Genomic DNA, 10,555 nt, shown 5'->3' with positions numbered 1-10,555 from the left:
AGCATAAAAGGCACTTGGTCTTCACTACAGCCGCTCGCCGACCGACACCCCTTGAAATGATTCGCGTTTTCACACTTTCCAACCTCAAAATTGCCGTTTCAGCCCTCCAGTTGGGAAAGTTGGGCTAGCGCCGGAACACTGGTCGCCAATACGCCTGTCATCCCGAGCGCAGCGAGGGATCTCCCGCGAATGGCGCACCGTGCGTCCCTTGCAGGAGATCCCTCGCTGCGCTCGGGATGACAGGTGTGTCAGCGACAGAAAGAAAGGCGCCGGCATGACGCCGGCGCCTCGGTTCATATCATGAGCGGGCCGCAGGCCCGCGCGCCCTGGCCTTACGTCGAGAGCTGGTCGCGGATCGGCAGCTGGCGGATGCGCTTGCCGGTGGCGGCAAAGATCGCATTGCACAGCGCCGGCGCGAACGGCGGCACGCCCGGCTCGCCGACGCCGCCCGGCGGCACGGCGATGTTGGCCGGCACGATGTGCACGCGCGTGTCGCGCGGCGACTCGTTGATGCGGGCCACCTCGAACGTGTCGAAGTTGTTCTGGACCACCCGCCCGTCCTTGAACGTGATCTCGCTCTTGAGCGCCAGGCTCATGCCCATGACGCAGGCACCCTCGAGCTGGGCCCGTACACGCTCCGGATTGACGAAGAAGCCACAGTCGATGGCGATGTCGACGCGCGGCACCGTCAGGTTGCCCTTCTCGTCGACCGCGGCCTCGACCACGGTCGCGACGTAGCTCACGAAGCTGCGGTGCACGGCGATGCCCAGGCCATGCCGTGGCGGCAGCTTGCGGCCCCATTCGCCCTTCTCCGCCACCAGCTCGACCACGCGCCGCAGGCGAGCCGTGTCGATCGGGTAGATGCTGGGATCCTCGCCGTAGTTCCAGCCGACGCCGGCCTTGGCCTGATCGACCAGGCGCGGCGGACCGATCAGCTCCAGCAGATAGTCCTTGGGGTCCTTGCCGGCGGCATGGGCCATCTCGGCCGCGAAGGATTGCACCGCGAACGCATGCGGGATGTTGGACACGGAGCGGAACCAGCCGATCCGGGTATGCGCCTCCGCCTCGCCGTTCTCGACCCGGATGTTGGGGATCGCGAACGGCATGTCGACGGCGCCCATGCTGAGCTCGAAGGCCGCCTCGTTCTTCACGTTGGGCGCGAAGATCGAGGCGATGCTGGGCGCCACGGTGCGGTGCTTCCAGGCCACCGGCTTGCCGGCGGCGTCCAGCCCGGCCTCGAGGCGCTCGACCGAGACCGTGTGGTAGTAGCCGTGGTGCAGGTCATCGGTGCGCGTCCACACCACCTTGACCGGCGCGCCGCCCATCTCGCGCGACAGCAGCGCCGCCTCGACCGCGAAGTCGGGCTTGGACTTGCGCCCGAAGCCGCCGCCCAGCAGCGTGACGTTGACGGTCACGTTGTCGGCCGACATGCCCAGCCGCTTGGCCACGGTGTCGCGCGTGCCCTGCGGGCTCTGCACGCAGGCCCAGACCTCGCACTTGCCGTCCTGGATACGCGCGGTCGCCGCCGGCGGCTCCATCGTGGCGTGAGCGAAGTGCGGCAGGTAGTACTCGGCCTCGACCTTCTTGGCCGCCTTGGCCAGCGCGCCGTCGGCGTCGCCTTCGTTGCGCACCACCTTGCCGTCCTTGCGCGCCGAGGCCTCGAGCTTGCCGCGATAGTCCTTGGACTCGTAGACCTTGTTGGGCCCGTCGTCCCAGGTGATCTTGAGCGCCTCGCGACCCTTCATCGCGGCATAGGTGTTGCGGGCGATCACGGCCACGCCGCCCAGCGGCTGGAACGTCGACGGTATCGGCGTGCCTTCGATCTGCACGATCTTCTCGACGCCCGGCACCTTCATGGCCTCGCTCGAGTCGACCGACGCCACCTTGCCGCCATAGACGGGCGGCCGCGCGATGACGGCGAACTTCAGGCCGGGCAGCATCGTGTCCTGGCCATACTTGGCGCGGCCCGTGGTCATGTCGACCAGGTCGATGATCGGCGTATCCTTGCCGATATAGCGGAACGCGGCCGGGTCCTTCAGCTTGAGCTCCTTGGGCACCGGCAGCGCCGCGGCATCGGCCGCCAGATCGCCGTAGCCCAGCTTGCGGCCGGAGGCCTTGTGCACGACCTCGTGGTTGCGGGCCTCGACCTCGCCGACCGGCACGTTCAGCCGCTTGGCGGCAGCCGCTTCGAGCATCATGCGCATGGCGGCGCCGCATTCACGCATCGGCTTCAGATAGTGCCGCGTGCTGCGCGAGCCGTCGGTGTCCTGGTTGCCGTACCTCACCTCGTCGCCTTGCGCCTGCACGATGCGCACGCGCGACCAGTCGGCCTCCATCTCGTCGGCCAGGATCAGCGGCACGCCGGTGCGCACGCCCTGCCCCATCTCGGAGCGGTGGCAGACGATGCTGACGGTGCCGTCCTTGTCGATCGCCACGAAGACCTTCGGATCGTTCACGGTGCCGTGCGGCATGCCGTCGGCGCCGTATTTCTGCTGCGCAAAGGCGTCGCGGATCGGCAGCAGCCGCGTCGCGACGATCAGGCCGCCCGTGGCGACGACGCCCAGCAGCAGCTTGCGGCGGCTGACATTCTCGATGATCGCGGTCATGTCACGCTCCCTTGGCTGCCGCCTTGATGGCGTTACGGATGCGTTGATATGTACCGCAGCGACAGATGTTGCCTGCCATCGCGGAGTCGATGTCCTCGTCGGAGGGATTGGACTTCTCCGCCAGCAGCGCCGCGGCCTGCATGATCTGTCCGCTCTGGCAGTAGCCGCATTGCGGCACGTTGGCGGCCCGCCAGGCGCGTTGCATGGGATGGTTGCCGTTGGGGTCCAGACCCTCGATGGTGGTGACCACCCGCCCGTCGGTGTCGCCCATGGCGGTGATGCAGGACCGCACCGCCTGGCCGTCGACATGCACCGTGCAGGCGCCGCACAACGCTTCGCCGCAACCGAACTTGGTGCCGGTCAGGCCCAGTTCGTCGCGCAGGTACCACAGCAACGGCATCGATGGGTCGCCATCGAAGGACCGCTCCTGTCCGTTAACGCGCAGCTTGACCATGGCGCTTCCTCCCTGTGGCTCGGGTGAGCCGGGGTCCGCCCCCGGCTCGATGGATACGACGCGGGCCGACGATGGCTTCTGTCGCCCTGTGGCAGGCCCTACGCTAGCCCGCGCCCCGTCCGCTTGCTCCTCACTTCACCGCGAACACCCAGACGACGCCGCCCTGCGGCACGTCGGGGCTGACGCCGGGGATGCCCAGCTTGGCCAGCGAGTCCTGGATGCGCTGGGCATCGACGCCCCAGCCGGACTGTACGGCGATATACTGCGTGCCGTCGACCTCGAAGGCCGTCGGTCCGCCGCTGATGCCGGAGTTGGTCCGGTGCTGCCACAGCAGCTCGCCGTTCGTGGCGTTGAAGGCGCGGAAGTAGCGGTCGCTCGTGCCGCCGACGAACACCAGGTCACCGGCCGTCGCCATCGCCGAGGCGAAGAGCTGGGTCGGGAACTTGTACGACCAGACCTTCTTGCCGCCGGAGACGTCCCATGCCTGCAGCTCGCCCATGTAGGCCGGCACCTTCTTGTCCTTCATGCTGAGGTCGAGCTTCTCGAGCTCGGCCCCCAGCCACAGCTGCCCTTCGATGTGCGGCTTCTTCTCGCCGACCACCCGGCCGCAGATATTGTCGTTGGCCGGGATGTAGAGCAGCTTGGTCTTTGGGCTGTAGGTCGCCGACAGCCAGTCCTTGCCGCCCCACAGCGACGGACAGAAGGTGACGTCCTTGCCCACCTTCGGCGTCGTCTTCTCGTTGTAGGTCGGCCGGCCGGTCTTCGGGTCGATGCTGGCGAACACGTCCTGGTGGACGTAGGGAATCCCTGACACGAAGCTGATGCCCTCGGGCGTGCGCTCCAGCGTCCACAGATAGCCGTTGCGGCCCGGGTGGACGAGCGCCTTGATCGTCTTCCCGTCCTTCGTCACGTCCATCAGGATCGGCGGATCGACCTCGTCCCAGTCCCATGAATCATTGGGATGGTACTGGTGATGATGCTTGATCTTGCCGGTGTCCGGATCGAGCGCGATGACCGATGCCGTGTACAGGTTGTCGCCCGGGTGGGCATCGCCTGGCCACGGCGCGGCGTTGCCGATGCCCCAGTAGGCGGTGTTGGTGGCAGGGTCGTAGTTGCCCGTCATCCAGGCCGAGCCGCCGCCGGTCTTCCAGTCGTCGCCCTTCCAGGTCTCGCTGCCCGGCTCGCCGGGCGCCGGCACGGTGTAGGTCCGCCACAGCTGGTTGCCGGTCTTGGCGTCATAGCCGACGATGTAGCCGCGCACGCCGAACTCGCCGCCCGAGGTGCCGACGATGATCTTGCCGTTGATGACCTGCGGCGCCAGGGTCAGGTAATGGCCCTTCTTGTAGTCGCCGACCGGCTTGGCCCACAGCTCCTTGCCGGTCTTGGCATCGAGCGCCACCAGGAAATCGTCGACGGTCGCCAGGAACAGCATGTCCTGCCACATCCCCACCCCGCGGTTGGTCGGATGCAGCTGGAACAGGTCTTCCGGCAGCTGGCGCTTGTAGCGCCACAGCAGGTCGCCGGTCTTGGCGTCGAGCGCGATCACCTGCGCCTGCGGCGTGGTGATGAACATGACCCCGTTGTTCACCATGGGCGGCGCCTGGTGACCTTCGTTGACGCCGGTCGAGAAGGTCCAGACCGGAACCATGTTCTTGACGTTGGTGGTGTTGATCTTGTCGAGCGGGCTGTAGTTCATCCCGTCATAGGTCCGCCGGTATTGCAGCCAGTTGGCGGGCTCCGGGTTGTTGAGCCGCTCCTGGGTGACCGGGGCGTAGGATTTTATCCCCTGGGCCGATGCCATCATCGGCACCATGAGGCTGGTCAAGGCCAGCCCGAACCAAGCGTGTTGTCCTGCTCTCATCGCTTCCTCCCTCCGCAATGGCATCGAGACAAGCTTGCAAGGCCATAACAACTCACGTGGTGCCGGCACCCACCTTCCCGGTGAAGGCGCCGGCTGCTACCGGGGCACCATCGACCGCCTTGAGCGGCAGCGCCGGCAGCGGCCGCGGCGCCGGGCCGAACACGACCTTGGCGCCGTTGCTGATGTCGTACTCCGAGTTGTGGCACGGGCAGTGGACGATGTGCTTCTCGGGACGCCATCCGGTGACCGGGCACAGCGCATGGGTGCATGACGCCGAGTACGCCACGATCCCGCTATCCGTCGCGCGGCCGCGCGTCGTCTCGTCGAGGCTCGACGCGTCCAGCCGCACGATCAGCAGCTGGTTGAGGCGCGATCCGTCACGGATCGTCTTGGTCTGCGGGTCCATCGGCCACGCCAGCACCGGTGCGCCACCCACTGTCAGGTCCGCGTCCGTGATGACCGACTTGGCCTTGTCGCCGATCGCGAAGACGAAGACATCGCCGGCCTGCGGCCGGGACATCCGCGGATCCGCGGCGTTGCCCGCAGCCGGAAACGCCAGCGCCACCCCGCCTGCCAGGGTTGCCGTCAACAAAGCCCGGCGATCGGGCGACTCCAGATCATCGTTGTGTGAAGCGCACCCGCACGACCCGCGCCCCTCGCCGTTTCCGGCGATCTCGGTTTTCCGTCCTCCCATACGCGCCCTCTACTCGTTGCTTCTCAGTCCGCTGCTACGTTGTAAGCGATCGTCACTGTCAGCAGATCATTCATATGAAAGCGCTTTCCTACACGTAATCACTCAGCGCATTAGGCCGTCAACAAGAACAGCTTACACACGAGGGCTAAATGTTACTTGGCGCCATCTGTGCTGACTGACCGCTCGCACGCTTGGCGGGAACCAGCCGCGGACGGAAAGCGCCGGCTGAATTGGGGTCAGAGCGTGCCGAAGGAATCGCCGAGCTCGTCCAGCAGCTGCCGGCGGACCGCCTCGATCGCAGCGGCGTCCCGCTGCGCATCGCGCGGCAGCGCGATCGGGATGCTGGCCACGACGCGCGCCGGCGGCGGCGACAGCACGATAATGCGGTCCGCCAGCAGGATCGCCTCGCGCAGGTCGTGGGTCACGAACAGGACCGTGGTCGGCTGCCGGCCCCAGATCTCCAGCAGCAGCAGGCGCAGGCGCTGCGCCGTGGGCTCGTCCAGCGACACGAACGGCTCGTCCAGCAGCAGCAGCTGCGGATCGATCGCAAAGGCGCGTGCCAGCGCCACGCGCCGTCCCATGCCCACCGACAGGCGCTCGGGATAGACCTGGGCCACGTCGCCCAGCCCGGTCGCCGCCAGCAGGTCGAGCGCGCGCCGGCGGCGCCCCTCGCTCGGCGGCATCACCAGCTCGATGTTCTCCAGCACCGTGCGCCAAGGCAGCAGCCGCGCATTCTGGAAGACGTAGCCGATCGCCGGCCGGCCCTTGGCCATCGGCGGCAGCGTCATGCGGCCGCTGAAATCGCGGTCCAGCCCGGCGATGATGTTGAGCAGCGTGGTCTTGCCGCAGCCCGACGGCCCCACCACGCAGAGCAGCTCACCGGAAGCGGCCTCGAAGCGCAGATCCCGCAGCGCCACCGCGGCATCGGCGCGGCCGACCGCCGGGTAGCGCTTCTCGCGGATGTCGACTACGAGCGCCGTCATCGCCGCCACCGGTTGGCGCGCCGCTCGAGCGGCTGCAGCACGCCCAGCTCCAGCAGCTGGATCACCGCCACGAAGGCGATCGTGTAGGCAAGGATGCCGGCGACGTCGAACAGCTGGAAGAACAGGTTGATCTGGAAGCCGACGCCGCTGCTGCGGCCCAGCAGCTCGACCACCAGCACGATCTTCCACACGATGGCCAGCCCCGAGCGCGCCGCGGCGATGATGAAAGGCCCCAGCGACGGCAGCACGACGTGGCGCAGCGTCCTGACGCGGCCGAGCTGGAACACCTGCGCCATCTCCAGGAGGTCGCGGCTGATGGCGCGCGCGCCCTCGCGCACCGTGACCACGACGTTGGGGATCTTGTTGATGGTCACCGCCAGGATCGCAGCCGCCTCGGTGAGGCCGAACCAGACATAGCACAGCACGATGGTGACCAGCGCCGGCAGGTTGAGGAAGACGATCAGCCAGCTGTCGCCCAGCCGGTCGATCAGGACCGAGCGGCCCATGACGATGCCGATGGCGCTGCCGATCAGCAGCGCCAGGAAGAAGCTGGCGGCGACACGCGCCAGGGTCACGGCGAGATGGTAGGGCAGCGCCCCGCTCGTGACCTCGCGCTCCAGCACAGCCAGGACCGCCATCGGCGTCGGCAGCGCGCGGCTGTCGACCCATCCGGCCGCCAGCTGCCACAGCAGCAGCAGCGCCGCGATCGAGGCGATGTACGGCCAGACGCTACGGTGCAGCATCGGAAAACACATCGGCCCGCGTCAGTAGGTGACGTCCGGCCAGAAGACGCCCGGCTGCAGCGTCGGGCTGCGGCCGACCAGCTCGGCGCCGCCCAGCTTGGCCATGACGGCATAGGCACGCGCCGCGTCGTCGCGCTCGGCCTGCCCCCAGCTTGTCGGCACGCCGCGCCGGAAGCCGGCCTTCAGCGCCGCGAAGGTGGCGTCATCGGCCGGCTTGACCAGCGGCCGCAGGCGATCCCATTCGGCATCCGACTCGGCCAGGATCTGCTTGGCGCTGCGGCTGGCGCGCACCAGGGCGGCGACGGCGTCGCGACGATCCCTGCCCCAGCCCTCGTCGAAGACATAGCCCAGCAGCGGCAGCGTGCCGGAGATGCCGATGGCGCGCGCCGCGTCCTCGACGCTGACCAGGGTGCGGAACCGCCGTGCCTCGAGCTCGGCAAGGAAGTTCCATGAGGTGATGATGCCGTCGAGCCGGCCGGCGAGCGCCTGCGCGTTCAGCAGCGGCGGCGCGCCGAACACCTTGTCGACGGCATCGTCGAGATCGATGCCGGCCTGCGACAGGCCCATCGCGCGGATCAGCAGCCAGCTCTTGTCGATCGGGCCGCCTGATATGCCCAGCCGCTTGCCCTTGAGGTCGGCCAGCGTGCGCACCGGTGAATCGGCCGGCACCATCAGCGCCCCCACGGCGCTGGAGAAAGGCACGAAGGTGAGCTTGCTGCCCTCGGCGCGCTGGCGCGATACCCAGATCCAATCGATGACGATGACGTCGACCTTGCCGGCCAGCAGCGCCACGGAGGTGGCATCGCGGCCCGCGAACTCGACGATCTGCACGTCGATGCCTTCCTTCTTGTCCAGCGCGTGCGTCTTGATGACGTCGAGCTCCCAGTTCACGGTGCCGAACTTCAGCACGCCGATGCGCACCGCCTCGCGCGCCGCCGCCGGCGACAGCGGCAGCGCCGCCATGGCCATCAGCACGGCGATCGAGAGCAACCGGGCCCGCCACCACAAGGACATGCGCGTCTCCCCGCAGCCGGTCCATTGAACGGCGCGATTGCGCCGGGACCGTTTTTCGCCGCACACCCTATAGCGTCGTTGGCGTCGCTGTCATCCCGGGCGCCAGCTGTCATCCCGAGCGCAGCGAGGGATCTCCCGTGAATGGCGCACCGTGCGCCTTTGCCGCGGGAGATCCCTCGCTGCGCTCGGGATGACGGTGAGGGCGCTCGGGATGACGGTGCGGTCCCTGTGCGCCGCCCTTCTCTGCGCCGCTCCTCACAGGCCCAGCAGCGCCTTGGCCATGATGTTGCGCTGCACTTCCGAGGAGCCGCCGTAGATCGTGCTCTTGCGCTGGTTGACGTAGCGCGGCGCGACGTCGTCGACGTACTCGCCGCCGACCGGCACGATGTTGGAATCGTAGTTGCGCAGCTCGGTGAAGGGCTGGGCATAGTTGGCCACCGCCTCGACCGCGAGCTCCGTCACCTTCTGGCCGACCTCGGTGCCGCGCATCTTCACCACCGAGGCCATCAGGCCCGGCGCCTCGCCGGTCTTGAGCGAGGCGTAGAAGCTGAGTTCGTTCATCTCCACGGCGTCGATCTCGATCTGCAGCGCCGCCATCTTCTCGCGCCACGCCGCATCCTCGGGCAGCGCCTTGCCGTCCTTGGTCTGCGTGCGCGCCAGCTCCTCCAGGTGGTGGAACGCCTTGCGCAGGCGCGGGCCATAGGCCTGCCCGCCGCGCTCGAACTCCAGCAGGTACTTGGCGTAGGTCCAGCCCTTGTTCTCTTCGCCGACGCGGTTCTCGACCGGCACGCGCACGTCGGTGAAGAACACCTGGTTGACCTCGTGGCGGCCCGGCGCCCGTGTGCCGTCACCCATGTGGATCGGCTCGACCTTGATGCCCGGTGTCCTCATGTCGATCAGCAGGAAGGAGATGCCTTCCTGCGGCTTGCCCTCGCTCGAGGTGCGCACCAGGCAGAACATCCAGTCGGCCCAGTGGGCGTTGGTGGTCCAGATCTTCTGGCCGTTGACCACGTAGTGCTCGCCGTCGCGCACGGCGCGGGTGCGCAGCGACGCCAGGTCGGAGCCCGAGCCGGGCTCGGAGTAGCCCTGGCACCACAGCTCCTCGGCGGCCGCGATCCTGGGCAGGAACCGCTGCTTCTGCGCCTCGCTGCCGTACTTCATCAGCACCGGCGCCACCATCTTGATGCTGAACGACGACAGGTAGGGCGAATCGGCGCGCGCCATCTCCATCTCGAAGATGAACTTCTGGGTCGCGTTCCACCCCGGTCCGCCATGCTCCTTGGGCCAGCTCGGGCACAGCCAGCCGCGCGAGGCCAGGATGCGCTGCCACTGCACCAGCCGCTCGCGCGAGACGTGCGAGCTGCGGCTGCGACGCGATTCCTCGGCCACTTCCTTGGGCATGTTGGCCGCGATCCACTCGCGCACCTCGCGCTGGAACGCCAGCTCCTCCGGCGTGAACCGCAGGTCCATCTGCTTCTCGTCCTTTCCGTCAGGTCTTGGGATATTTCAGCACTTGTGCCGCACCGGCAAGGCCGGCGTCAAATCCTGGACACGACGGCGCGGACCCGTTCGACGAAGGCCTGCCGCGACGCCGCGGTCGAGCGGTCCATATCGTAGTGCGCGAGGTAGAACGAGCGCGCCCGCTTGCCGCACATCGGCTTCAGGGCTCGCATCATGACCTTGCGGCCCGGATCCCCGGCCAGCAGGCGGGTGACCCACCACGGCGAACCGTAGCTGGTCACCACGCCAAACAGCCTGACATGAGTAAGGCTGGGCACGATGCGGCCACCGGCCGGGTCGTGCTCGAAGGCGATGCCCGGCCCCCATACCCGGTCGACATAGCCCTTGAGCACGGCCGGCATCGAGAACCACCAGTGCGGGAAGCAGAAGATGATGCCGTCGATCCGGCGCAGCGTCTCGGCGTAGGCCGACACCGCGGCATCGTCATAGGCGCCCGAATGGTAGCTGCGGCGCTCCCGCGGACTCATCGCCGGGGCGAACTCCTCGCGGTAGAGGTCGGTGGCGATGACCTCGTGGCCGCCCTGCTCCAGCGCCGTCACGATGGCCTGGAAGAGCGCGTGGTTGTAGCTGTCTGTCAGGGGATGGCAGTGGACGACCTGGATGCGCATCGCGGGAACGCCGGCTGGTGACGGGCTGGTTGCTTCATTACCGCGTCACACGAATTTCGCACACTGCCGGC

General features: G+C 67.8%; 9 protein-coding genes. All 9 read right to left on the bottom strand.

Translation table 11 applies throughout. The features are described from left to right. Nucleotides 1-332: 332 nt before the first annotated feature. The 9 genes from FHP25_RS04350 to FHP25_RS04310 all read right to left on the bottom strand — a co-directional run bounded on the left by FHP25_RS04350 (nt 333) and on the right by FHP25_RS04310 (nt 10,484). On the bottom strand, nt 333-2,606 hold the full coding sequence (locus FHP25_RS04350; protein WP_147845670.1) for a xanthine dehydrogenase family protein molybdopterin-binding subunit: 2,274 nt from the start codon (nt 2,604-2,606) through the stop codon (nt 333-335). 1 nt (nt 2,607) lies between these two features. Then, on the bottom strand, nt 2,608-3,060 hold the full coding sequence (locus FHP25_RS04345; RefSeq protein ID WP_147845669.1) for a (2Fe-2S)-binding protein: 453 nt from the start codon (nt 3,058-3,060) through the stop codon (nt 2,608-2,610). Between the two features lie 130 nt (nt 3,061-3,190). After that, on the bottom strand, nt 3,191-4,921 hold the full coding sequence (locus tag FHP25_RS04340; protein ID WP_147845668.1) for a methanol/ethanol family PQQ-dependent dehydrogenase: 1,731 nt from the start codon (nt 4,919-4,921) through the stop codon (nt 3,191-3,193). Between the two features lie 52 nt (nt 4,922-4,973). Continuing rightward, nucleotides 4,974-5,441: a Rieske (2Fe-2S) protein gene (locus tag FHP25_RS04335; RefSeq protein ID WP_218578164.1), complete on the bottom strand. Its 468-nt coding sequence runs from the start codon at nt 5,439-5,441 to the stop codon at nt 4,974-4,976. Nucleotides 5,442-5,851: 410 nt separating this feature from the next. Next, nucleotides 5,852-6,598, bottom strand: coding sequence for an ABC transporter ATP-binding protein (locus tag FHP25_RS04330; RefSeq protein ID WP_147845666.1), 747 nt, complete (start codon nt 6,596-6,598; stop codon nt 5,852-5,854). Further along, nucleotides 6,595-7,341, bottom strand: a complete 747-nt coding sequence (locus FHP25_RS04325; RefSeq protein ID WP_147845665.1) for an ABC transporter permease — start codon at nt 7,339-7,341, stop codon at nt 6,595-6,597. The genes FHP25_RS04330 and FHP25_RS04325 overlap by 4 nt, the downstream gene beginning before the upstream one ends. Nucleotides 7,342-7,362: 21 nt before the next feature. Then, on the bottom strand, nt 7,363-8,355 hold the full coding sequence (locus FHP25_RS04320; RefSeq protein ID WP_147845664.1) for an ABC transporter substrate-binding protein: 993 nt from the start codon (nt 8,353-8,355) through the stop codon (nt 7,363-7,365). Nucleotides 8,356-8,610: 255 nt separating this feature from the next. Further along, nucleotides 8,611-9,825: an acyl-CoA dehydrogenase family protein gene (locus FHP25_RS04315; RefSeq protein ID WP_147845663.1), complete on the bottom strand. Its 1,215-nt coding sequence runs from the start codon at nt 9,823-9,825 to the stop codon at nt 8,611-8,613. A gap of 68 nt (nt 9,826-9,893) precedes the next feature. Continuing rightward, nucleotides 9,894-10,484 (bottom strand): NAD(P)H-dependent oxidoreductase, encoded by a 591-nt coding sequence (locus FHP25_RS04310; RefSeq protein WP_147845662.1) that lies wholly within the window; start codon nt 10,482-10,484, stop codon nt 9,894-9,896. Between the last annotated feature and the right edge of the window lie 71 nt (nt 10,485-10,555).

Origin of the sequence: Vineibacter terrae (assembly GCF_008039615.1) — a bacterium.
Taxonomy (GTDB): domain Bacteria; phylum Pseudomonadota; class Alphaproteobacteria; order Reyranellales; family Reyranellaceae; genus Vineibacter; species Vineibacter terrae.
This window is presented reverse-complemented; position numbering and strand designations above follow the sequence as displayed.

Coding starts and splice junctions, on each gene's coding strand:
- FHP25_RS04335 (WP_218578164.1), bottom strand. CDS start 5,441: ATGTCCCGGCCGCAGGCCGGCGATGTCTTCGTCTTCGCGATCGGCGAC.
- FHP25_RS04350 (WP_147845670.1), bottom strand. CDS start 2,606: ATGACCGCGATCATCGAGAATGTCAGCCGCCGCAAGCTGCTGCTGGGC.
- FHP25_RS04345 (WP_147845669.1), bottom strand. CDS start 3,060: ATGGTCAAGCTGCGCGTTAACGGACAGGAGCGGTCCTTCGATGGCGAC.
- FHP25_RS04340 (WP_147845668.1), bottom strand. CDS start 4,921: ATGAGAGCAGGACAACACGCTTGGTTCGGGCTGGCCTTGACCAGCCTC.
- FHP25_RS04310 (WP_147845662.1), bottom strand. CDS start 10,484: ATGCGCATCCAGGTCGTCCACTGCCATCCCCTGACAGACAGCTACAAC.
- FHP25_RS04325 (WP_147845665.1), bottom strand. CDS start 7,341: ATGCTGCACCGTAGCGTCTGGCCGTACATCGCCTCGATCGCGGCGCTG.
- FHP25_RS04315 (WP_147845663.1), bottom strand. CDS start 9,825: ATGGACCTGCGGTTCACGCCGGAGGAGCTGGCGTTCCAGCGCGAGGTG.
- FHP25_RS04320 (WP_147845664.1), bottom strand. CDS start 8,355: ATGTCCTTGTGGTGGCGGGCCCGGTTGCTCTCGATCGCCGTGCTGATG.
- FHP25_RS04330 (WP_147845666.1), bottom strand. CDS start 6,598: ATGACGGCGCTCGTAGTCGACATCCGCGAGAAGCGCTACCCGGCGGTC.